Here is a 25,315-nt window from a genome sequence, read left to right on the forward strand (position 1 = left end):
TATAGAAGCAACATTTTAGATCTTTATGCTTAAAACACTTGCAATTAGTCTTTTTTCTACATTACTTACTGCTCTGCCAGTTGTCGCTGCTAATGAGATCTTGTTATCTTATGGCCCTTGGAAAGGAGGAGTAAAAGTCGAATCATTAGAAGCCTTTGCTAAAGATGGCACAGTTAATAGTAATTTAAGATTTTATTTAAGACCATTAAATCCAGAGCAACGAGAGCAGTTTAGACAAGCTCTAAATAAACGTATTGATATCAGTCCTGTTTTGCTTTCTCGTTTTTTTAACAGTGCGATGGGTGCAGATATTTTAACTCGTGCGGGTCGAGGCATTACACTTCAAGGAGGAAGTAATGGTAAATTTGCCTTACGCGGTGCCATGATTCAAGCTGCTTTTGAACCCGAGGGATTGACCTTACTCAATGTTTTGCGTAACTTTCCCACCAATATGCAAATTCAGGGAGAATATGTCATCGGTCTGGCAAACACGATCGATCTCGTTGTTGAAGCGACAAACTACTTTACGAATCAAATGGCTGAAATAGCCACACAAGAAGCCGAATCTAGCACCATAGATTTTAGCCAACTTCCAGACCCTCGCCAACGTGGCTCATATCAATTTCGTCAAGAAACCCTGACTTTAACCGATGCGAGTCGTCAGCGTACTTTTTATATGATTCTTTTTGCTCCCAAAACCTATCGACCAGGTAAAACTCCAGTCGTTATTATCTCTCATGGGTTAGCGTCTCGACCAGAAGATTTTACAGCAGTTGGCGAACATTTAGCCTCTCACGGTTTTGTCGTCGCTATTCCACAGCACCCAGGGAGTGATACACTACAAAAACAAGCGTTACTCAATGGTCTTTCACGAGAAGTTTTCGACAAGAGCGAATTTTATAACCGTCCTAAAGATATTAGCTTTGTAATTGATGAACTTGAACGTCGTAATCCAAGTGAGTTTGGTGGACGATTAGATTTAGAAAATGTTGGCGTTGCGGGGCATTCTTTTGGTGGCTATACTGCTTTAGCTGTTGCGGGTGCTGAGATTAATCTAAACTATCTTAAAGAAATATGCGATCGTCCTTTTACGGGTATTAACGTCTCACTATTACTGCAGTGTCGTGCTTTAGATGATGTTTCATTTCCGACCTATCAGTTTAGAGATCCTAGAGTAAAAGCTGTCTTGGCGAAAAACCCAGTTAATAGCACCATTTTCGGACAAACTGGACTAGCACAAATCCAGATCCCTGTGGGGATTTCTGGTGGCAATTACGATCCAGCGACACCCTTTGTTTTAGAACAAGTTCGCGCTTTTACTTGGTTAACCACACCGAATAAATATTTAGCTTTAGTAGAAGGACAAGCTCATGTAGACTTTTCTCAACTTGATGCAGGTATCACTCAAGTATTAGATTCCATGCCTGGACTCATTTTACCTGAAACTGAATTACTTGACAGTTATCGAGATCCGACTATACTTGCTTTTTTTGAATTATATTCTGCTAATAATGAGCAGTTTCGTCCTTTTATAAGTTCTGCTTACGGAAAATATCTCAGTCAAGAGCAGAAATTTAGATTTTTGCTGATTGATTCTTCCGCACAGTCAGCTTTACAGGAATCAGTCAATAAATTTCAGCGTAGGAGATAAATTAATTTTGGGTCGGGTTCCCATAAAAGAATAAACTTTGTTGAGGAATACCGATCGCAATTCCTTGTTCATCAAAAGCCAGTTTCAGACGACGACGGAACTCGCGTTCTACATCCCATTGACGCAACCGTTTAACCGTGATCCGCATCATGATTTCAATTCCAGTATGAGCGACACGACTGACACCAATGAGGCTGACTGGATCGATAATATCATCCTGCCATTGTTGATCCCCTGCCATTTCTTGAGCAACTTTTTTCATTAACTCGATTACTACTGTCGAATCAGTCTGATAAGCGACTTCAATTGTAAAATTAACGCGTGACCAATCTTTACTCAGATTGTGGGCTACGGTAATCTGGTTATGGGGAATTGTACTTAAGCGTCCATCGGCACTACGAAACTGGGTGGCTCGTAAACTCATCTGTTCAACAATTCCGATCAATCCCTCAAACTCGATCATATCGCCGACTGCATATTGATCTTCAAAGATAATCAGAAGACCATTAACCCAATCTTTTAATAAATTCTGAAACACAAAAGTAAGTGCAGCACCGACTAAACCTGCTCCCGTTAACAAAGAACTTGGTAAAAAGCCTTTCCAAGCCAAAAACCAAATAATACCAATACACCACGAAACAAAATTAATAATTCCCCGTAAGACTGTGAGTAAAGTCGGTGCGCGTAGAATTCGCCGTTGAGGGTCACCAGAAACGACTGAGCCTTGTTCAACCCATTCTCGTAATTTATAATTAACATACAAGCTTGCTAAGTTGCTAATCAGCGTTAAGATTAACCAGATAATAAAAATCGTTAAAGGTATCCGAATTACGCCACGCCCTTCTAAACGAGTTTCAGGAAACACATATAAGATAGCCGCTACACCACCAAACCAGAGTAAGATCAATCCGATTTGATCAAGTCTTTGTAGCAAGATATTGAGAATTAGCTGTTGTTGAATGTTAGCTTGTTTGTGAAACGCACTCAAAACCCCTAAAGGCTCATAAAAAAAGTGATCGGCTTGATTGGATGGCGAGATCGCTTTTAATTCTTTTGTTAATTGCTCTTTAGCTCTTTTTTTAAGCCGATTAAAACGAGTTTTTAATAATTTATGTACCCAGGTGAGAAAACAACTTATAACAATTACTCCGATTGCTATTGTCACCACTGTTGTAAGCTGGCTTTTTCGGGCATCAGGCTGACGAGCTTTCCAAGCTTGAACCAGAGCATTGTCAATAATCTGACTCCATCGCTCGGCTACAATAGGAACCGAAGAGGAATCGATTAAAGCATCTATTTCGGTTACAGTTAGGATCACCTTTCGAGATAACTGCTTTTGATCGTAGGCAATAATGACCGTTAAGTTATTGAGAGTCGCCGTTTTAACTTCTAAGGTTTTTGGATCAAAACCTGTGTTAACAATGCTGTGTAGTGTTCTTTCAATACGCCTCGCTCTTCTTTGAATGGGTGATAAACCTCCATTTGGTTCGGCTTCTGCGATCGCAACATCCTGGGAAGCGATTTGAAAAAGGGAATATCCATCTAAATATACAGAAGCGTATTCTATGTCTCCAGTAAAAAAAATCCGATTACTCGGTTGCGTTAAGGTAAAACGAGGTTGTGAGGGTAGCGAAAAAGTCTGTGCTGATGCTGGTATTTTCCAAAATGCGATCGTACTGATAATCCATAGACTAATTAGACCTAACGTAATCTTTTTAACCATTTGATCCATAATCAGAAAGTCTGCTTTTTACAGCACGAGTCATTAAACATGAAATCGCCATTTCTTATCTTGACTGATTTTGTGTACAAAAGTGGCTTTAAGAATAAAAATAGAAAAAAGGCTAGTTTTAAATCTAACCTTTTAACTATCTTTAAATTATCTAGATATTAGCTTTTTTCCTTTTTTCCAACTAAAAAACTAAATCCTAAAACTCCTAAACCTAAAATAAAAGAGGGTTCTGGAACAGAAGTGGGTTGCACACTCAGCGTCGTCGCATAAGAAATTCCTGGATTAATGGTAGCTAAATTTTGATAACTCGCTTCAATAACTTGTAATCCGCCTGCACCAATGGGAATAATAGCTACTCCATTGGCATCAATTGAAAGTGTTTCTCCTAAATATTCTACGGTTGGATTAGCAAGAATATTTCCATTGAGTAAAACCTGAATAGGTAGCTCATCTCCTGATTTTAAACCAAGAGGATTGCCTAAAGGCATAATTTCTAATGGTAATCCAAAAGATTCCGAAATGTCATCCGACCAAGCCGCTAAATATTTTGTGTATTTAACGAAATTGGTTGTATTCACATAATTAATTGCTGCTGCTTCTTCTTGAGTTAAATTACTAAAAGTGCCATCTACATTTTCAATCCAATAACCATTATCGTAAAAAGCAGTTAAAGCTGATGCTGACGATTGTGGAGTAACAAACAGATTTTCATTAACAAAATCAATAGTTGTGGGAATGGTATTTTTATTACTATCATAGGCAGTTGCTCCCTCAAATTTACTGAAGATTAAGGGTTCTCTTTCATTAAGTTCTGGATGTCCAAATAATAGTTCATAATTGCTTGTCTGACTTTCAAACCAAATGACGTGAGCTAAAACAGGCTGACCAAGTAAGATGGGCAATCCAGTTAGGACTGTTGCTAGTAAAGTTGATAATTTCTTCATGGTTGAAAGTAATTCTTAGTGCTGTAGTAGGTCTTAAAATAACACTTTCAATTTAGTTTAGTAATACTATGGAGCAGGATACGTTATCCTCTAGTGGGGTATATTTTCAAGAAAAATTGTCAGATTAAATTAAGATTATTAAATCAATCATGTAAATTATTAATCTTTGAGTCTAACGTCATCGATAAAAATTTCTCATAAATTTTATGGTTATTTTAGCATTTAATAATTTTTGGTAGAATTATCATTGATTGTTTTAACAACAAATCATTAGTAAATTTCTGATTTCAATCTGGATAGTTTTAAAATTTTAATAATTTAAGTTCTATTTTTCGGAAAAAAGCCGCTTGGTGTAGCACCACAAAGTCAAGCTAAATAATAGCTTTGAACTTTGAGAGCTAGGATCGCGTATCCCTAAAAAGAGGCGAAAATCAAGCTAAAATACTTATAGTGCAAAATCATCTCTAGAAAATACATCAATAGTTGTTTTTAATGTACATTTATTTCTAATGTACCTCTATCCAACGGTTGATCTGTGATCCTTCCATAGGAGGAACACTAACCTGTAGACTAGAGAGGATTATTAATAAATCATCCCTAAATAGCACTTTGAATGTAGCTTAACCCTAACAATAAACCATAGATGAGCCGCAAATTCGCCAATTTTGTTAATTTACTGCGTTATCGAGCCTCAGAAACACCTCAAAAAGTTGCTTTCACCTTTTTGTCTGACGGGGAAACTGTCTCATCTTCCCTAACCTATCTACAGTTAGATCAACAAGCTAAAGCGATCGCTACAAAACTCCAGCAGTTGAACGCCCAAGGGGAACGCGCTTTATTACTCTATCAACCAGGATTAGAGTTCATTGCGGCTTATTTTGGCTGTTTATATGCGGGAGTGATTGCTGTTCCAGCCTATCCACCTCGTGCTAATCGCTCTTTTGAACGTTTACAGGCGATCGTGTCAGATGCAGTGGCTCAACTCGCCTTAACAACTACCTCCCTAGTAGATACCATAGAAGGGAAATTAACGCAATCCGTATCCCATGAAAATTTACAATGTGTAACAACAGACGAAATTAATTTAGATCTCGCTTCATCGTGGCAAGAAACAGAACTTAATGACGATCAACTCGCTTTCTTACAATATACCAGTGGCTCAACGGGAACCCCAAAAGGAGTCATGGTCAATCATGAGAACTTAATTCATAACTCCCGCATGATCAATCAATGCTTTCAAGATACATCAGAAAGTATTGCCGTTTCTTGGTTGCCACCCTATCACGATATGGGTTTAATTGGTGGCATTCTACAACCTGTTTACGTGGGTGCAACTCAGATTTTAATGTCTCCAGTAGCGTTCTTACAACGTCCCTTACGTTGGTTGGAGACGATTTCTCAGTATCGAGTCACGACAACTGGGGGGCCAAATTTTGCCTATGATCTTTGTATTAATCAAATACCCATTGAACAACGAGAAGCCTTAGATCTTAGCAGTTGGACACTCGCATTTAGTGGTGCTGAACCTGTTCGTACACAAACGTTAATCAATTTTGTTGAAGCTTTTGGGCCTTATGGTTTTCGCTTAGAATCATTCTATCCGTGTTATGGCATGGCGGAAACTACCTTGTTAACATCGGGTGGAAAAAAAGAAGTTTCCCCAATTTTAAAAACATTTGATAGTAAAGGAATTGAAAAAAATCAGGTCATTATCCAAGAGACAGATAAACCAGATAGTATTACTTTGGTGGGGTGTGGAAAACTGGTAGAAGGGAAAATACGCATCGTTAACCCCGAAACCTTAACCCTATGTTCTCCCGATGAAATTGGAGAAATTTGGGTCAGTAATGATAGTGTAGCTCAAGGCTATTGGAACCGTCCGACTCAAACCAAAGATACGTTTCAAGCTTATATCGTTGATACTCAAGAAGGCCCTTTTTTACGGACAGGTGATTTAGGATTTATTCAAAAGGATGAAATTTTTGTTACAGGTCGTCTCAAAGATTTAATCATCATTCGAGGAAGAAATCACTACCCTCAAGATATAGAATCTACCGTTGAACAAAGTCATCCTGCATTAAGAGAAGGATGTGGCGCAGCTTTTAGTGTTGATGTTGCAGGAGAAGAAAGATTAGTTATTACCTATGAGGTAAAACGGAGTTATTTAAGAAAATTAGACGTAGCAGAAGTGACAAAAGCGATCGTCAAAGCAGTCTTACAAACCCATGAATTACAAGCATACGCTATTGTTTTACTCAAAACAGGTAGCATTCCCAAAACCTCTAGCGGAAAAATTCAACGTCACGCTTGTAAAGCAGAGTTTTTACAAGGTTCTTTATCCAATGTAGGGGAATGGAAAGGAGACAAAGCTACAAAAGGACAAGGAGACAAGGAGACAAGGAGACAAGGAGACAAAGAGACAGGAAAAGTTGATCAAACAACACAAAAGATCAAAACTTGGTTGGTGACGAATATTGCACAACGTTTAGACGTATCACCTTCTGAGATTGATATTAGAGAACCGCTAGCCAGTTATGGTTTAGACTCAGTACAAGCGGTTCGTTTATCGGCTGAATTAGAAGATTGGTTAGGACGCAAATTATCACCTACTTTAGCCTATGATTATCCCACCATCGAAGCTCTAGCGAATTATTTGGGAGGTGTAGAGACGCGACATGACACGTCTGTACAGAGAAAAAAATTAACCAAAACCAAAAAAAATACTCTTAACGAAAAAATTGCCATTGTTGGAATGGGATGTCGTTTCCCTAATGCAAAAAATCCCCAAGCATTTTGGACACTATTACGCAATGGTATGGATGCAGTTAGTATCAGCGCTCGTTTTGATCATCAATCTTGGGGAGGATTTTTAGAGCAAGTGGATCAATTTGATCCTCAATTTTTTGGAATTTCCCCCAGAGAAGCACAAGAAATAGACCCACAACAACGGTTACTCTTAGAAGTGAGTTGGGAAGCATTAGAAAATGGGGGTATTGCCACAGAAAAACTCGCCAAAAGTCAAACAGGTGTTTTTATTGGCATTAGTAGTTCAGATTATTCTCAAATTCGGCTGAAAAATGATTTAGAAGCGAATGCCTATGCAGGGACAGGCAATGCTCACAGTATCGCAGCGAATCGGTTATCCTATTGGTATGACTTTAATGGGCCTTCTTTAACGGTTGATACGGCTTGTTCTTCTTCGCTGGTTGCGGTACATCTAGCGGTGAGAAGTTTACAGATGGGAGAATGTGAACAAGCTCTAGCAGGAGGTGTTAATCTACTATTATCTCCAGAATTAACGGAAACCTTCACCCAAGCGGGAATGATGTCCCCTGAAGGACGTTGTAAAACCTTTGATGAAAGTGCCGATGGATACGTTAGAGGGGAAGGATGCGGAGTAATTGTTTTAAAACGTCTCACAGATGCAGTTCGTGACGGTAATCCGATTTTAGCAGTGATTCGAGGCTCGGCAGTTAATCAAGATGGACGCAGTAACGGTTTAACGGCACCAAATGGACTTTCTCAGCAAGCAGTCATCAAAGATGCGTTATTCGATGCTGATGCGATACCAAATGATATTCAGTATATCGAAGCACATGGCACTGGGACTATTTTAGGTGATCCGATTGAAGTTAATTCTTTAAAAGAAATTTTTACCGAAAAACCGTTATGGTTAGGTTCAGTTAAAACCAATATTGGACATTTAGAATCAGCCGCAGGGATCGCAGGTTTGATTAAAATAATTTTAAGCTTGCAACATGAAGAGATCCCACCGCATCTACATTTACAAAAACTCAATCCTCATATCGATTTACAAAATACACCGATTAGAATTCCAACTCAAGTTCAATCTTGGGCAAAAAGTGATCAACCTCGTTTAGCGGGTGTTAGTTCTTTTGGTTTTGGTGGGACTAATGCACATATAATTCTAGAAGAAGGAATCGTACCTCACCCTAGCCCTCTCCACCTCACCCTAACCCCCTCCACCTCACCCTACCCTCTCCTACAAGGAGAGGAGACGAGGGAAAAACTTTTATATTTGTTCACTTTCTCGGCTAAAACTGAACTTGCGTTACAAGAATTAATTAAGTCTTATAAAGATTATTTGACAACAGCGACAGATATTAATCTAGCCGATTTAGAATTTACTTTAGCGACGGGACGAACTCACTTAAATCATCGTCAAAGCTATATTGCTAGTACGACTGAAGATTTAGTACAACAATTAAAAAATGAGTCGCAAAAGCAAACGACTTTAGGAGTAAATAACCCAAAAATTGCTTTCTTATTTACGGGACAAGGATCGCAATATTTAGGGATGGGACATCAATTATATCAAACCCAACCCACTTTTAAGAAAGCATTAGATCAGTGTGCGGACATCTTAAAAGCTTATCTCGATAAACCGTTATTAGAGATTTTATATTCAGATGGTAAATTAATTCATGAAACTCTCTACACTCAGCCTGCAATTTTTGCCTTAGAATACGCTTTAGCTCAATTATGGCTGTCTTGGGGAATTAAACCAAGTGCTGTCATGGGTCATAGTGTGGGAGAATATGTTGCAGCAACCTTAGCAAGTGTATTCAGTTTAGAAGATGGCTTGAAATTAATTGTTCATCGTTCTAAATTAATGCAAGATTTACCTCAAAATGGTGAAATGGTTGCTATTTTTGCGGCTCAGAAAATAGTACAAGAAGCGATAGAAGGTTATGGAGATGAAATAGCAATAGCCGCGTTCAATGGAAATCATATTGTTATTTCAGGCACTAGAGAAACTGTAGAAAAAGTTACTCAGAGTTTTAGAGAAAGAAATATTAAAACGAGAAAACTACAGGTTTCTCACGCTTTTCATTCTCCTTTAATGCGTCCGATTTTAGCTGATTTTGAGAAAGTCGCTCAAGAAATTAATTATAATCAGCCAAGAATAGAGATTATTTCTAATTTAACAGGAAAACAAGTTACCACAGAAATCACTAAACCTGAATATTGGGTTAATCATATTATTGAACCTGTCAAATTTGCCGATAGTATTGATTATTTAGCCAAACAAGAGTATCAAATCTTTGTAGAAATTGGTTCACAACCGACACTCCTTGGAATGGGACGTTTAGTTTTAGAGTTGGATAAAAATACGACACAGCATTATTGGCTACCTAGTTTAAGAAAAGACCAAAGACGGACATCTTACGATTTGGAACTTGTTCCAAATTCGTGTCCTCATGAATGGCAGCAAATTCTACAGAGTTTAGCTAAATTATATGGTTTGGGGATTTCGATAGATTGGCAAGGATTTACACAAGACTATCAACATCAAACCATTACAAATCTACCTACTTATCCTTTCCAACGTCAAAGATATTGGTTAGAAGGATCTCAGAAAAAACGAGAATCTAATAATCTTGATGACTGGTTTTATCAGATTAACTGGGTTAAAAAATCGAATCCGTCAGCATCCTCTTTTAAACCAATTGTAGGAAACTGGTTAATTTTTGCAGAACACTCGCAAGTCTGTACAGCTTTAGTGCAAGAATTGTCTAAACTTAATCAGTCTTGTATTCTTGTTTATCCTGCAGAAACCTATTATAAGAGTGAGGCAGAAGTTTATCAAATTAATCCTGCATCCAAAGAAGATTATCAAACCCTATTCAGTGAGATTAAATTAAACTTACAGGGTATTATTCATCTGTGGAGTTTAGAACAACATCAAGAATTATCCGCAACTGTTTTAGAAAATAGTCAGACAACAACAACCCAAAGCATTTTATATCTTCTGCAAACTTTAACCGAATATTCAATTAATGCTCAACTGTGGATCACAACTTGTCAGACTCAACGTATTACAGAACAAGATCAAATTTCTTTAATAGGTTCTTCACTGTGGGGACTGGGTAAAGTGATCGCGTTAGAATATCCTGAATATTGGGGGGGAATTATTGATCTTTCCTCAACAACCGATACCGATGAAGTCGCTTTATTGTTAAATGAGATTATTAACTCAGATAACGAAAATCAGATCGCTTTTCGCAAAGGTCAGCGATATGTTGCTAGACTACAAAATACGATCGCACCTAAAGTTAATCAAAAAATAGATTACAGTCAAGGAACCTATTTAATTACAGGTGGTTTAGGTTCAGTCGGTCTAAAAGTTGCTCAATGGTTAGTAACTCAAGGTGCGAAATCGTTAGTATTATTAGGACGTAATAAACCGTCGGCAAACGTTAGCCAAGTCTTAGAAAATTTAGAGGCGCAAGGCATAAATCTGCTAGTTTGTCAGTAGATATCGCACAAGAACAAGAATTAAAAGATGTTCTGACGACCGTTAAAAATACCATGAGTCCGTTACGGGGAGTTGTTCACTGTGCAGGACTGTTAGATGATGGTTTGTTACAGGGGATGTCATGGGAAAAATTTAGTAAAGTTCTATCCCCGAAAGTTCAAGGAACATGGAATTTACATGAATTGACTTTAGAAGATTCGTTAGACTTCTTTATTTTGTTTTCTTCGGCTGCATCCCTACTCGGTTCCCCTGGACAAGGAAACTACGCGGCGGCTAATAGTTTCTTAGATACGATCGCACACTATCGTCACACTCAAAACCTTAGAGCTACTTCGATTAACTGGGGAATACTTTCTGATGGGATGGCGACTCATTCTCGTGTTGCAGTCAAAGGACTAAAACCGATCTTGACAGAAGACGCATTAAATGTATTACCGCAATTATTCAATACAGTACAAACGGGGGTTATTTCAGCTTCTTGGGAAGCAGTCAGCCAACAGTTTCCAAACCTTACCGAGTCACCTTATTTCCAAGATATCTTAAAACCGATCGCTCAACCGCCTAAGAAAACCACATCCAGTATTTTTGAAACACTTTTAGCTACACCCCAAGAAAGTCGTGAAGCATATTTAGTCAACTATTTACAAACGACGATTTCTGGGATTATGCAGACGATAGATGGACAACTCTCGCCTAGTGATAGTCTACTGGATTTAGGAATGGATTCGTTGATGGTCATGGAAGCCATTAACCAACTCAAAACCGATCTTCAGTTAATGCTATATCCCAGAGAATTTTATGAACGTCCTCGCATCAATAGTTTAGCCAAATATTTAGCGGGTGAATTTGCCAGAACCTATGAGAAGAAAACACAAACTAACCCTGAACCACAAGAAGAATTTTTCGTCTCATCTTCTCCGACTCCCTATACTTTAGACAAAAAACTCCCTGGAATTGTTTTTATTCTCTCAAGTCCCAGATCAGGATCAACTCTCTTACGAGTTATGTTAGCAGGACATCAAGATCTTGCATCACCTCCAGAACTCCATCTACTTCCCTTTGATACGATGGAACAACGGGAAAAAGAATTAACCCGATCTCATTTGGGTGAAGGGTTACAACGTGCCTTTATCGATCTAAAAGGACTTGATGCAACACAGAGTGAAAATTTAATTGCAGACTTAGTGAAAGAAGATCGATCCATTCCCGAAGTATATGCGTTGCTACAGGAATTAGCAGGCGATCGCATTTTAATCGATAAGTCGCCTACTTATGCCTTTTACCGCGAAACCCTCGATCGTGCTGAAGCGATGTTTGACAATGCAAAATATATTCATTTAGTACGTCATCCCTATGCAGTGATCGAGTCATTCTATCGTCTGCGGATGGATAAGCTAGTGGGTTCAGGCGATAGCGATCCCTATCAAGTTGCGGAATTAGTCTGGACAAAGAGTAACCAGAATATTCTAGACTTTCTGAAGAGTATTGATCCAAATCGTCATCATTTAATTGTGTATGAAGAGTTAGTGAAAAACCCCACTCAAGTCATGCAAGGGTTATGTGAATTCTTAGAAATACCTTTTGATCCATCTTTGGTTAACCCCTATGAAGGGGAACGTATGACAGACGGAGTTTATAACCAGTCAATGTCAGTCGGTGATCCAAATTTCCTTAAACGCAAAAAAATCGACCCAACTCTAGCTGATACTTGGAAAACCATTCGACTACCGCAACCACTTAGTGAAACATCCCGACAAGTTGCAGTATCTTTGAACTACGAGTTACCCGAACCAACTGTCGTCATTCCTCAAATAAGTGAAGAAGTGATTTCTGTTCGTGGGTTAAATCTTTGTTTATGTAATTGGGGAGGACACGGGTCTGCCACCTGCGGGCAGACCGTGAGTGTCCGTAGAGACAAAAATAAAGAACTTATTCTCTGCTTACATGGCATCCTCGAACAAGGTTTAGCTTGGGAAGATGTCGCTATTCCACTTGTTGAACAAGGTTATCGCGTGGTGGCGCCAGACTTACGAGGTCATGGAAAATCAGATCATGTGGGTGTCGGTGGATCTTATAATATGTTAGATTTCTTGGGAGATATTGATGCAATAGTTAATAACATAACGGATCAAGAATTTACGCTAGTTGGTCATTCTTTTGGTTCGGTTTTAGCGGCGATGTATGCTAGTATCCGTCCTCATCAGATCAAAAAACTGATTTTAGTTGATCCTGTGATTCCTTCCCAAACGAATGAAAGCGAAGCAGTAGAACAATTAGCCACTCACTTAGACTATCTTGCATCACCCCCAGAACATCCCATCTTTAATAACATAGAAGAAGCAGCGTTACGTCTACATTTAGCCACTCCAGCCATGTCCGAAAAATTATCCTTAAGACTGGCTGAACGCATTACAGAACCCTATCAAAATGGTCTACGTTGGTCTTGGGATGCAAATTTAAGAACTCGTGCAGGTCTAGAATTTAATGGAATTACACGATCGCGTTATTTAAGTATTTTAAAATCGATTTCTACTCCAATTACACTGATCTACGGTGATAAAAGTGAGTTCAATCGTCCCGAAGATTTAATCATACAAGAAAAAGCCATGCCAACTGCTAAGAAGATTATTTTATCGGGCGGTCATAACTTACATATCGAACGCCCGACCGATTTAGCGAGGATTATTTTGAAATAAATGAAGGTAATCTGAATAAAATTATTTAATAAATTTGAAAGATGTGGTTGATTCAGTATAATTATGCCTAAAGCTTAATATCAGAATCAACCTTAATTGTTAAAGACTTTAAATTTGTTGATATTAACGTAGCTTGTCAATTGTTAGATGTATTCCATAATAACCTGCTAACTCGTGAAATATTTGACGAATTTGCTCATTTTGTATCTCTTTTGGAGCTTTAATACCGATCAGAACTAACTCATCTCCTTCTTGAATATCAGCGTTAGTCAGAGGAACTCCTTTTGGGGTTAAATAGCATATTAGATCAGGCCCCATCACTAAAGGCTCAAGTTTATTGCTTTGCCATGCAATCAAATTTTCATTTTTGTAAAGAATTCGAACTTGGATGTTATCCTTTTCAAGAATGACGATCCCTTCCATAAAACCAGATTGGACTTTTTTGGGTAGTATTTTAGTAATTATTCCTTGAAAAATCTTGTAAGCCGATTTTTGTTTAGAAGTGTCAGAGTTCGCGTTTAAAAAATCAAGAGCAGCCTCTACTGGATCTCTTCCTTGCATTTTTGCTTTACGTAAAATTGAGCCTAATGACTGTGCCTTGCTTAACGTACCAGGAATAATCGGCTTTTTCGTTTTTAAGGTTTGACCAGTCATGGCATAAGTAGCCAGAAGTCCATAATTATTAAATTCTTCTAAGGAGACAATTTTTCTAACCAGTTGCTCAAAAGCTTTTACTTCATAAGAATTAAGTAGCATTTCTATTTCTTTGCCATCAAAACGATTCATCGCAGTAGAAGTCTGGAGCGAACTCGTGCTAATTAAAACAGCAGGTTCAGGGGAGATATCGGAAAAAGCATAAGTTGTCATGTTCAATTGAGGAACTGATCTACCTGCTCCACAACCATTAATCAAACGGATTTTTTTAATTGCTGCTACTAATATAGCAACTAGAACATTGCCTGCTCCTGTTTCGATGGCTAAAGAAAAAGAAAATTTATTATTTTTTAGATTTAAAGCTTTTTCTAAAAGCTCAAAAGGCTTGCTCAAAAGCCTAACTAATTCAGATACATCGAGTGAAGAATTATTAGATAAGGGTTGACTTTCCAGACAGCTTTCAAGATAATTAAGTGCGGCTGGATTAAGTAAGACCGTATTATGAACGCCCAAAGCCAGAGAATTTTGCGATGACATAGCAAATTCATCAGTAGATGAAGGAGGAGCACCGACAGCAGCAACAACAGCACCCCATTCTTGATCATTCACCTCTTGGATGTCGATCAGTTCAATAGGAGGAAACTGCTTTAACAACTCGACATATTTTAAAGCCAACTGAAGTGAACCACCTCCTCCACTGCCAAAAAAAGCTGCTCCATTTATTAGATCTGTTAATTCTTCTGCGCCTAGTTTCTGCATAAAAAACGTCTCTCGCCATCAAAAATGTGTTTTTTGTTTAAAAAACTATGTTTTTTTAAAATTAACGCATATAATGACATATATTGTTCTTAGTTACTAAAAAATTAAGTATGTCTAAAGAAAGTTTAAAAGAATTCCAAAAATTGTTTTTACAGTCACCTAAGTTACAAGAAGAATTAAAAGCGGTTAAAGATCAAGAGCAGTTTCTGTGTTTAGCTGTTGAGCGAGGAAAAGAAAATGGATATGAGTTCACAACCCAAGATATTAAGGATCTTTTGACAGAAGAAGCAATTAATGATTTTACTGGTAATACACCACCACAAGAAGTTTACTAAGTAGCTGAACTAAAGCCGAACAAGATAAGTAAACATACTTATGACGAAATCAATGGTAGATTATCTCAGAGTTGTAACTCCTTATCTAGACTCTGAGTTATTTTCACTTAAATCTTTAGGTGAAATTCAAAAAATAGCAAAGTACTTACCGCACTCTTCTTTAGCTGGTTTTGAATGTCGCCTAGGAGAAAGCCAAACTAAAGTAGATTTCCAAATTAGTGTTAACCCACACTCATTCAAGATAACCAAAGAGTTTATGGAATCTTCAACATGGAAAAAAATCTTAAATTTTTTTCAAGATTTGCAGATGTCATTTTTGTTGAAGGAACAAATTAAGAGAATTGGTTTAGAATTCGATTTGCCTAATGATCAGCCTTGGGTTCTGCCTATTCCTTGTATTTTTTTTCATCTGAATCCACTATCTATAGATGAGACTCAAGCTCTTATAATACTGATTTTAAAATCGCTGGATTATGAATACTCCTCATCCCTCCAGCATAATTTACAAACTTGTTATAATTCTTTGCCTAACGGTGCAAACATTAAATATGTTGGCCTAATGCTATCTCGTTCCAATCAAGCACTTAGAATTATCATTAACGGCCTTGTCAATGAGCAGTTAATACAATATTTAGAAAAAATTGGCTGGTCAGCATCAACCGAGCCTTTATATAAATTAGTATCACAGCTTACTCTATTCTCAGACATGATTGCTTTGGCACTAGATGTTGGCAAGACTATACAACCTAAGATTGGACTAGAGTGTTTTATTAATAAAAGTCCCTCGGAAGATCCGCGCTGGAATCTATTGTTAGATTATTTAGTTGAACAGAGATTATGTACCTTAGCCAAGCATCAAGCAATATTAGCTTGGCCTGGAATATGTATGAAATCTGATCATCCAGATTTATGGCCAAGTAACCTACTTTGGGGTGATCGTTTTGTTAATTCTCAAGGAGTGAGTGTCTTTTGGAGAAAAATCAGTCACATTAAGTTATCTTATCATTCAAGTCTTCCACTAGAAGCAAAAGCTTATTTAGCTTTTGGACATTCTTGGTTAACTGTCATTACCCCCTAAAACAGATCGGGTTTGTTTAAATACAATATTTTTAACTCTAGAAAAGCTATGAAAGATCAAATTTCTGAATATCTAACTAAAGTAACTGATTATTATGATCGTATGAATGCCATCATTCTCAAACACGTAGGTGCAACTTATCAGTCGTGCTTACTTAAAGATGAGTTTAATGATCAGGATACATATCGTGCAACTAATATTTATTGTGCTACTCAAGCAGGTATCCAACCTAGACATTATATTCTCGACGCGGGTTGTGGTGTTTGTGGGCCTAGTATTGATATTGCTCAAGCCTTTGAAGGTGTAAGAATTGAGGCTATTACTTTATCTTCAGCACAAGCCGATACCGCCAAATATTTGATCAAGCAAGCTAATTTATCTAATCAGATACAAACACACATTGGTGATTTTCATCATTTGCCTTTTTCAGACAAAACGTTTGACATTGTGTTATTTTTAGAGTCTATAGGATATTCTTATAACCTTTTGCATCTGCTAAAGGAGGTCTATCGCGTTCTGAAACCTGGAGGGATTATTTATATTAAAGAACCTTTTAGTAAAGAACCACCTTTATCGAAAGAAGAACAGAAAGAAATAGAAGCAGTAAATGATATTTATATTTATCATGTTACACCAATGAGTTTAATTGCTGATTTATTAGAAAAAGCTGGTTTTCAATCAATCTCTTGCCGTAACCTCAGCAATAGCTTTAGCATCAAGATGTATGGTCAGGCAATGGTTGAGTACAAATATGGTTTCCCTTTTTTAACTGATTTTGGTAAGCATCACTTTTACCCTTTTCAGATTTTTCCATTATTTCTTGGAGATATAAAAGCATATAAATAAAATTAAATTAATATGAAATTATTTTTAAAAAATTCATCAAAATTGTTAAAAATCACTATTTTTGTTATTATTCTTTATTTTTTAGAGCAGAAAAATTCAAATGCTCAAATTATTCCCGATCAAACTCTTCCAATTAATTCTAGAATTAACCTTGAAGGTGATACAACTAAAGTTAATGGTGGTACTTTAGCTGGAAAAAATTTATTTCATAGTTTTGAGCAATTTTCTATTATTACAGGCTCTTTAGTATGGTTTAATAACGCCCAGTCGGTTGAAAACATTATTAGCCGTATTACGGGTAGTAATGTCTCAGTAATTGATGGGTTAATTCGAGCCAATGGCACTGCTAATCTATTTTTACTTAATCCTAATGGAATTATCTTTGGCCCTAATGCTTCTCTAAATATAGGAGGCTCTTTTCTTGCTACTACAGCGAACAGTATTCAATTTGCTGATGGCAATAAATTTAGTACGATTAATGCTAGTCAAACTCCACTATTATCGGTAAATTTACCTGTAAGCTTGCGATTTGGTATGAATCCAAAACCTATTGTTGTACAGGGAACGGGTCATACTCTAGGCGGTGGATTTTTTGCTCCCTTGACAAGAGATCCTCAAAATACTGGATTAAAAGTTCGTCCGACAAAAACTTTAGCCTTAATAGGAGGTGAACTAAACCTATCAGGAGGGTCTTTAATAGCAGAGGGAGGACGGATTGAACTAGGAAGTGTCAGTTTTGGTAATGTCAGTCTTCTTCAAACAGCAGAAAGTTTAACTTTAGGCTATGGAAATATAGACTATTTTCAAGATATTCATCTGTCTCAAAAAGCCCTATTAGATGCAAGTAGTGATTCTTTTATGACAAATGGGGGGACTATCCAAATCCAAGGTAGAAATATATCTCTAGCAGATGGCTCATTAGGATTGATTCAAAATTTGGGTCTTCAATCAGCAGGTAATATTAATATAAGAGCCTTAGAATCCTTAACTCTTATTGGCACTACTGCCGATGGAAAAATTCCAAGTAGTTTAGTAAATGAGACAGTTAGAGGTAAAGGAGGTAATATTTCGATTGTTACTAAACAGTTAAATTTGCAGAATGCAGGACAAATTGGTACAAGAACTTTTAGTCAGAACACTTTAGATATAAGTGGAAATATAGATTTATCTGTTTCTGAGGCTATCAAAGTAATTGGATTCTCATATATTAATCCAAGTTTTCTTAGCAATATCAGTGCAACATCCTTTCTGGCGGCAAAAGCTGGAGATATACAAATTTCAACTAGACAAATGAGCCTTGTTAATGGAGGTTTTATCTCTTCTGGAACTTTAGGTACTGGTGATGGTGGAAATCTTAATGTTACGGCAGAAGCTATCAATTTGATAGGAATAAATCCATTTACTTTGTTTCCTAGTAGTTTAGGATCTTCTACTTTAAGTATTGGCAATTCTGGTAATTTAACCATTAACACATCTACTTTATATATTCACGATGGAGCAACTATCTCGGCTTCTACTGGAGCCTATGGAAATGCGGGAAATGTTATTATTAATGCTTCTCGAAGTATAGAGATTAGTGGTAGAAACATTGCAAGTTTTAATCCTAGTTCAATAATTTCAGCCGCTCCTATTCAACCAATTGAACTTCAACAATTATTTAGACTTCCTGCAATTCCCACGGGAAATTCTGGAAATGTAATTATTAATACTGGTCACCTAAGTATTATTGATAAAGCTCAAGTTAATGTTCGTAATGATGGCCCAAGTAATGCAGGTAACTTAATACTTAATGCAAATTCGCTTTTTTTATCTCATCAAGGAGAAATCAGTGCATCATCAGTATCTGGAGTAGAGGGAGATATTACGTTAAATATACAAGATGTTTTACTGCTAAGTAACAATAGTCAAATCACTAATACTGCTGCGGGTACTGGTAATGGAGGTAACATTAAAATCGATACTAGCTTCCTCATAGGCACAGGAAATAGTGATATTACTGCTAATTCGCGAAGTGGTCGAGGTGGAGCGATTAATATTAATGCACGAGGAGCGCTTGGATTTTCTGTTCAAGATAAGCGGTTGACTTTAGGTAACGATATCACTGCATTTTCCGAACAGGGTGCTGATCTAAGTGGTACTGTAGAACTAAATACGCCAGAAATTGATCCCAGTCAAGGATTAATCAAATTTCCCGAAACCATAATTAATCCAACTACTTTAGTGGCTCAAAATCCCTGTCAACAAAGGAGAAAAAGCGGATTAACGATTACTGGACGAGGTGGGTTGCCTCCTAGCATCAACGAAAATTCTGATAGTAGTGCAATTCAAGTCGATTTAGTCGAACCAGTACCCTCACAAACTCGACAAACTGAACAAACCACAATTCCCACACCTACAACCCCTGAACCTGCTCAAGGATGGATTTTTAATAATAAAGGTGAGGTGATTTTGACGGCTTATAATCCTACTGTGACTGAATCCCAACATTTACGAGAAGAATCGCTGATTTGTCCTACACCCTAAATCAAGTGAAAAAGAATAGAAATGGTAGGATCTAAAGATATTCAAAGATTGCTCAATTTGAAATGACTACGATTATTGAAATTCCTTTAGCTATTCTTTCCTTTATCTTCTACAAAATCATTAAATTTATTATTGGCATTCTCTATACTATTTTCCTCTTCATTAAAAAAGATAAAGCCTCACAATGGCGGGTGTTATCCAGCGAAACTCTAGAAACATTTCTGAGTTTACCTGTTTTGATGACCAAAGGCCCGCGCTGGAATACTCACGCAATTATCGGAACGCTTGGCCCGTTTAAAGTACAAGAATCAATTTCTTTAGATTTGAATATTCTTAAAAAATCGGCTCAATCTTGGATTGTGGTTGTTTATAATTTTCCTGAATATGCAACGATTACTAATTTAGATTCCAATAAAATTGATTCTCAAAAAGACTGGATTTCAATTCCAGTCCAATCGGGTTTATATAGTATCGGTTTACGCTATTATCATTGGTCAGATTCTTTGGAATTACCTACGGTTAAAGTCGATGATCAGTTATTGGTCAAAGCGACAAGTATTTCGCCCAATGTCAATTATTTTTATAAAAACTTAATACAAAACAAAAATGGGTTTTATCTCGCATTACATTATTATATTTTTACGATTTTAAAATACAGAAAATGGTTAGGCGAATCTTTTGTTAGACAAGAGTTTTTACCTGTTGGCGCACCCGATACAGAATTTATTTATGGATATTTAGAAAAAGGCGAATTTTTAAACATCACTAGTCCTGCACTGCTGATTAATGACTATGATATTTATTTTACGAGATACGATCGCTCTAGTCTCCCTTTAGATTGGTGTCAAATTAAAGATGAAACTCATCTGACTCAACCTACCGAAAATAATGGCTATTATTTATTGAGAATTCGACCCAAACCGTTAACAGAAATCAAAGATTTTTCAATTGGGTCGGAACTAGAACAGGATGATTTAATCAAAAAACTTAAATTGTCGTTAATTTAAAGGGTGAGATTAATTCCCACCCTATTAAACGAATTAAACAGAAGTTAAGGTTTTTTCCTCTTCTAGTTTAAAATCGGGATTTGTTTCTGGGCTATTCGCCTCACTTGGCGGTACTGCTTGCCAGAATTTAGGCAGATAGGTTGACCAATTTTCGAGGATCATTTTTCCTTTTTGGCTATTAGTACGAGCCACATGAGCTTCGATCAATCCTTTTAATTGTTCCTCACCTGCTGCGGTTTTAACCCGTTGAATTTTAATAATTTCGGGGTTAATTTTGTCAGTGAAAGAATCATCTTCATCAAGGAAGTAGCCGATACCGCCCGTCATCCCTGCACCAACATTACGCCCTACAGTACCGAGAACCACAATCACACCACCTGTCATATACTCACAACAGTGGTCGCCCGCGCCTTCGATGACCGCTTGTCCTTTCGAGTTACGAACTCCAAAACGCTCTCCTGCTCGTCCATTGGCATACAGAACACCACCCGTTGCACCATATAAACAAGTGTTGCCGATAATCACATTCAAAGAAGGATCATAAGTTGCTTCTTGATGCGGAACAATGACGATTTCTCCGCCATACATTCCTTTACCAACATAATCATTGGCTTCCCCTTCGAGAAACATTGACATCACTGGGAGATTAAACGCCCCAAAACTTTGACCCGCCGCGCCTTTGAATTTCAGGTTGATTTCGCCCGTCATGCCATCATTACCGTACTTCGAGGCAATAACACCTGCAATTCTGGCTCCTACAGTGCGATCGGTGTTGACTATTTTATATTCTTTAGTAACGGTACCATTAGATTGAATAGCATTCTGAATATCTGGATCGGCAAGAATTTCATCGTCGAGAACTGGGCCGTTACTGTGAACTTCTTCGTGTCTTAACCAATGGCGATTTTCTTTCACATCTGGCCCTTTTAAGAGACAATCGAGGGATAATGATTCAGTTTTGGTTATTTTCACATCTTCTTTAGCTTTTAAGAGGTCACTACGTCCGATGATTTTATCTAACGAACGATAACCGATTCTTGCTAGTAAAGAGCGTGTTTCTTGTGCGATGAAGTAGAAGAAATTTACCACGTGTTCGGGGGTTCCGCTAAAACGTTGGCGTAGGCGTTCTTGTTGGGTAGCAACTCCGACTGGACAATTATTTGTATGACAAATACGCGCCATGATACAACCTTCGGCAATCATCGAGATGGAACCAAAGCCATATTCTTCGGCCCCCATTAATGCGGCCATCAGCACATCCCATCCTGTTTTTAGTCCGCCGTCAGCCCGTAATATGACCCGTTCACGCAGTTGATTTTCCATCAAGAGGCGATGTACTTCAGTTACCCCAAGTTCCCAAGGCCCGCCCGCGTGTTTGATACTCGATAAGGGTGAGGCTCCAGTTCCGCCATCATGTCCCGAAATCTGAATAATATCGGCGTTGGCTTTAGCGACACCTGCGGCTACGGTTCCGATACCAATTTCGGCGACGAGTTTGACCGATACTTGGGCTTTGGGGTTAATTTGATGAAGGTCAAAGATCAACTGAGCAAGATCTTCAATTGAATAGATATCGTGATGAGGTGGCGGAGAAATCAGGGAAACACCTGGTTTAGAACGCCGTAACATGGCGATGTATGGGCTGACTTTAGGCCCTGGCAGTTGTCCACCTTCACCTGGTTTCGCCCCTTGAGCCATTTTGATTTCGAGTTGTTTGGCACTCATCAGATATTCTGGGGTTACGCCAAATCGTCCAGAAGCAATTTGTTTAATGGCAGAACTGGCGATATCTCCGTTTCTTAATCCTTTAAGATGGGGGAAGATTTGAGAACGACCGTTTTCATCGACATCTGAAAGGGTGATGTAACGGGTGGGATCTTCGCCGCCTTCTCCTGAGTTGGATTTCCCGCCTAAACGGTTCATGGCGATCGCTAGTGTTTCATGAGCTTCTCTGGATAAGGCTCCTAGTGACATCCCACCCGTACAGAAACGAGCAACGATTTTTTCAATGGGTTCGACTTCTTCAATGGGGATGGCTGGGCGATCGCTATTAAGATCAAGTAAGTCTCTTAAAGCGGTAACAGGACGATTTTCTAGATACTTGTGATAGAGTTCATAGTGATCGTAGGCTTCGGCGTTGGCTCCATTGGCTCCAATTTTATAAGTGGCGACGGCTTTGTGTAAAGATTTGGCCATTTCTGGTGAGTTCATGTGATACTCACCGCCTGGACGATAGTTAACAAAGCCAAAGTTTTCGAGTTTTTTTGCGGTCAAGTTCGGAAAAGCGCGACTGTGGAAGTTAATCACTTCTTGGGCTACTTCAACTAAGCTTAAGCCTCCAACGCGGCTAGTCGTTCCATTGAAGGCTAAACGAATGACCTCGGCCGAAAGTCCAATGGCTTCAAAAATCTGTGCGCCTTGATAGGATGAGAGTAAAGAAATTCCCATTTTTGAGAGAATTTTCAGTAATCCTGCTTCGACTGAAACCCGATAGTTTGCTAAAGCTTTCTCAAGAGTGATGGTAGGGAGTTTGCCATTTTCCATCAGTTTTTGAGTTTTGGAGTCGTACCACCATGCTTTAATCGTTTCCCACGCCAGATACGGACAAACGGCGGATGCTCCATAGCCTATTAAACAGGCGAAATGATGGGTACTCCAACATTGAGCGGTATCGACGACTAAAGAGGTCGAAAGACGTAAACCCGTACGGATTAAGTGATGTTGAACGGCACCAACGGCTAAGAGAGGCGGAATGTAACTGGTATGTTCGCCGATGGTTTGACCCGCAGCACGATCGCTTAAGATTAAGATTCTAGCCCCTGCTTTAACGGCTTTACTTGCTTGTTCGCATAGATTAGAAATTGCTGTTTCTAAGCCCTTTGGCCCACTGGTGAGATCATACAGAGTTGATAATTCGACGGTTTTAAATGAAGAGGCTTTAATCGTATCTAGCTCGGCTTCATTTAGTACTGGTGTATTTAATTGCAAAACTTGAGCCGCTTCAGCACTCTCGATCATCAAGTTACCCCGTTCTCCTAAATAGGCATTTAAGGACATGACGAGACTTTCACGTAGCGGATCGATCGGAGGGTTCGTAACTTGAGCAAAACGTTGTTTGAAGTAGTCGTACAACAGACGGGGTTTATCAGAGAGAACCGCAAGCGGTGTATCATCCCCCATACAGAAAGTTGGTTCTTTGCCTTGGGAAGCCATTGGGATGACGATCATCTCGACATCTTCGGCAGTATAGCCAAAAGCGGTTTGTAGCCCTAGTAATTCTCCTGTAGCGATTTTGGGTTCAACTGCAAAGGAGTGAGCATTAAGGACGACGCGCTGAGATTTTACCCATTCCCCATAGGGATGTTGTTGAGCGATTTGTTGTTTAATTTCCCAGTTTTTCAGGATTTTATGACTTTCTAGATCGACGACGATCATTTGTCCAGGCCCGAGTCGTCCTTTTTCGATGATTTCTGATTCATGGAGGTCGACGGTTCCCGCTTCAGAAGAAACGACAATATAATCATCTTTGGTAATGCTATAACGAGCAGGACGTAAACCATTACGGTCTAAGGTTGCTCCGACCATTTTTCCATCACTAAATACAATTAATGCAGGGCCGTCCCAAGGTTCTTGTAAGCCACTGTAATATTCATAGAAATCCGTAATTTCTGGGTTGTTTTTTAAGTCTGGCTGATCTTTATAGGCTTCTGGAACAAGGATCATCGCCGCTTCTGAAGGGCTGCGTCCTGCTCTAACCAAGAGTTCCATCGTACTATCGAGGTTATAGGAATCGCTATTATTCGGATTAACAATGGGGGTTAGAGCCTCTAATTCTTCTTTTGTCCAGCCTGGGACTTTAAGATTAAGTTCTCTGGCTGACATCCAGTTAATATTGCCCAAAAGGGTATTAATTTCACCGTTATGACCGAGAAGACGCATCGGGTGAGCGAGGGGCCACTTCGGCATCGTGTTCGTACTAAAACGACGATGATAGATAGCGAAAGGACTGCTAAAGAGGGGGTTTTTCAGGTCAGAATAGAATTCACCCAAAACGACTGATCTGACCATCCCTTTATAGACGATCGTGCTACAAGAAAAAGTACAGATATAAAAATCATCGGCTAATCGTTTGCCCACTTTTGAACGAGCGATGTAGAGAACTCGATCTAAATCTTTACTCTTTAGTCCATCTGAGGTGACTAGGATCTGTTCAATATGAGGCTGATTTTCTTTCGCCTGTTTACCCAAAACTTCTGGACGGACTGGAACTTCACGCCATCCTAGGATCTTAAGATTTACATCCTTGACAACTTCTTCAATATATGACTTGCCTTGAGCGCGTCGGTTAAGATCTTGGGGTAAAAAAACCATTCCGACACCGAGTTGATCTTTTGGTGGCATCTCGATCTGATGTTCGGTGAACCAAGACGCTAAAACCTCGCTGGGGATGGCTGTCATCACACCAGAACCATCACCCGAATCATAGTCGGCACTACATCCGCCGCGATGTTCCATACAGCCTAATGCTAACAGGGCTTGTTCGATCAGTTTGTGGCTTCCTTTCCCTTTAACATCGGCAATAAACCCGACTCCGCACGCATCTCGTTCTTCTACGAGCCATCTGGGCCCCCAAAAAGGATCAATTGAGTGAGTGGATTGGCGATCGTCTTTATTCATTCTAATTCGAGGCTCCATTCTGGTTATAGAAACTGATTAAATAGATTAAGTGATACAGAAAAAGCAGTAGATGAGTTTAATTCATCCATTCCCAAGGAAGAATTTTGCACCTTTACGACAGAAAAAATCGCTT

General features: G+C 38.6%; 10 protein-coding genes and 2 pseudogenes. 8 read left to right on the forward strand and 4 right to left on the reverse strand.

The window, feature by feature from the left end; genetic code table 11:
• Positions 1 to 25 precede the first annotated feature (25 nt).
• Positions 26 to 1,651, forward strand: a complete 1,626-nt coding sequence (locus CFPU101_RS14330) for an alpha/beta hydrolase (protein ID WP_206816025.1) — start codon at positions 26 to 28, stop codon at positions 1,649 to 1,651.
• 1 nt (position 1,652) lies between these two features.
• On the opposite strand, the gene CFPU101_RS14335 is transcribed toward CFPU101_RS14330, so the two are convergent.
• Both CFPU101_RS14335 and CFPU101_RS14340 read right to left on the reverse strand, forming a co-directional pair.
• On the reverse strand, positions 1,653 to 3,383 hold the full coding sequence (locus tag CFPU101_RS14335) for a mechanosensitive ion channel family protein (protein ID WP_206816026.1): 1,731 nt from the start codon (positions 3,381 to 3,383) through the stop codon (positions 1,653 to 1,655).
• 158 nt (positions 3,384 to 3,541) lie between these two features.
• On the reverse strand, positions 3,542 to 4,327 hold the full coding sequence (locus tag CFPU101_RS14340) for a DUF4198 domain-containing protein (RefSeq protein ID WP_206816027.1): 786 nt from the start codon (positions 4,325 to 4,327) through the stop codon (positions 3,542 to 3,544).
• Positions 4,328 to 4,970: 643 nt separating this feature from the next.
• Between CFPU101_RS14340 and CFPU101_RS26290 the strand changes: the two are divergent.
• Positions 4,971 to 7,694 (forward strand): annotated as a pseudogene (locus CFPU101_RS26290) (beta-ketoacyl synthase N-terminal-like domain-containing protein); the annotation flags it as partial.
• A gap of 23 nt (positions 7,695 to 7,717) precedes the next feature.
• Positions 7,718 to 13,303, forward strand: a pseudogene (locus CFPU101_RS26295) (alpha/beta fold hydrolase).
• Between the two features lie 123 nt (positions 13,304 to 13,426).
• On the opposite strand, the gene CFPU101_RS14350 reads toward CFPU101_RS26295, so the two are convergent.
• Positions 13,427 to 14,716 carry a DUF917 domain-containing protein gene (locus tag CFPU101_RS14350; RefSeq protein WP_206816028.1) on the reverse strand — a complete coding sequence of 430 codons (1,290 nt, stop codon included), beginning with the start codon at positions 14,714 to 14,716 and terminating at the stop codon, positions 13,427 to 13,429.
• 110 nt (positions 14,717 to 14,826) lie between these two features.
• Here CFPU101_RS14350 and CFPU101_RS14355 point away from each other — a divergent pair, with 110 nt between their 5' ends.
• The 5 genes from CFPU101_RS14355 (at position 14,827) to CFPU101_RS14375 (ending at position 20,505) form a co-directional block, all read left to right on the forward strand.
• The gene (locus CFPU101_RS14355) at positions 14,827 to 15,051 is read left to right on the forward strand and encodes a Nif11-like leader peptide family natural product precursor (RefSeq protein WP_206816029.1); all 225 of its coding nucleotides are present in this window, start codon (positions 14,827 to 14,829) and stop codon (positions 15,049 to 15,051) included.
• A 40-nt stretch (positions 15,052 to 15,091) separates the two neighbouring features.
• Complete coding sequence (locus tag CFPU101_RS14360; RefSeq protein ID WP_206816030.1) at positions 15,092 to 16,129, forward strand: hypothetical protein; 1,038 nt, start codon at positions 15,092 to 15,094, stop codon at positions 16,127 to 16,129.
• Positions 16,130 to 16,177: 48 nt separating this feature from the next.
• Positions 16,178 to 16,975, forward strand: a complete 798-nt coding sequence (locus CFPU101_RS14365) for a class I SAM-dependent methyltransferase (RefSeq protein WP_206816031.1) — start codon at positions 16,178 to 16,180, stop codon at positions 16,973 to 16,975.
• Positions 16,976 to 17,017: 42 nt separating this feature from the next.
• Positions 17,018 to 19,498 carry a filamentous hemagglutinin N-terminal domain-containing protein gene (locus CFPU101_RS14370; RefSeq protein ID WP_206816032.1) on the forward strand — a complete coding sequence of 827 codons (2,481 nt, stop codon included), beginning with the start codon at positions 17,018 to 17,020 and terminating at the stop codon, positions 19,496 to 19,498.
• A gap of 62 nt (positions 19,499 to 19,560) precedes the next feature.
• Positions 19,561 to 20,505 (forward strand): DUF6208 family protein, encoded by a 945-nt coding sequence (locus tag CFPU101_RS14375; RefSeq protein ID WP_206816033.1) that lies wholly within the window; start codon positions 19,561 to 19,563, stop codon positions 20,503 to 20,505.
• A gap of 33 nt (positions 20,506 to 20,538) precedes the next feature.
• Here the strand turns inward: CFPU101_RS14375 and CFPU101_RS14380 are convergent, their stop codons facing one another.
• Positions 20,539 to 25,182: a glutamate synthase-related protein gene (locus CFPU101_RS14380; RefSeq protein ID WP_206816061.1), complete on the reverse strand. Its 4,644-nt coding sequence runs from the start codon at positions 25,180 to 25,182 to the stop codon at positions 20,539 to 20,541.
• Positions 25,183 to 25,315 lie beyond the last annotated feature (133 nt).

It is taken from the genome of Chroococcus sp. FPU101 (assembly GCF_017312365.1).
In the GTDB taxonomy this organism is placed as follows: domain Bacteria; phylum Cyanobacteriota; class Cyanobacteriia; order Cyanobacteriales; family Microcystaceae; genus Chroococcus.

Excerpts from the sequence above, each read along its gene's own strand:
- CFPU101_RS14330 (WP_206816025.1), top strand. The coding sequence starts at position 26 with ATGCTTAAAACACTTGCAATTAGTCTTTTTTCTACATTACTTACTGCT.
- CFPU101_RS14335 (WP_206816026.1), bottom strand. The coding sequence starts at position 3,383 with ATGGATCAAATGGTTAAAAAGATTACGTTAGGTCTAATTAGTCTATGG.
- CFPU101_RS14340 (WP_206816027.1), bottom strand. The coding sequence starts at position 4,327 with ATGAAGAAATTATCAACTTTACTAGCAACAGTCCTAACTGGATTGCCC.
- CFPU101_RS14350 (WP_206816028.1), bottom strand. The coding sequence starts at position 14,716 with ATGCAGAAACTAGGCGCAGAAGAATTAACAGATCTAATAAATGGAGCA.
- CFPU101_RS14355 (WP_206816029.1), top strand. The coding sequence starts at position 14,827 with ATGTCTAAAGAAAGTTTAAAAGAATTCCAAAAATTGTTTTTACAGTCA.
- CFPU101_RS14360 (WP_206816030.1), top strand. The coding sequence starts at position 15,092 with ATGACGAAATCAATGGTAGATTATCTCAGAGTTGTAACTCCTTATCTA.
- CFPU101_RS14365 (WP_206816031.1), top strand. The coding sequence starts at position 16,178 with ATGAAAGATCAAATTTCTGAATATCTAACTAAAGTAACTGATTATTAT.
- CFPU101_RS14375 (WP_206816033.1), top strand. The coding sequence starts at position 19,561 with ATGACTACGATTATTGAAATTCCTTTAGCTATTCTTTCCTTTATCTTC.
- CFPU101_RS14380 (WP_206816061.1), bottom strand. The coding sequence starts at position 25,182 with ATGAATAAAGACGATCGCCAATCCACTCACTCAATTGATCCTTTTTGG.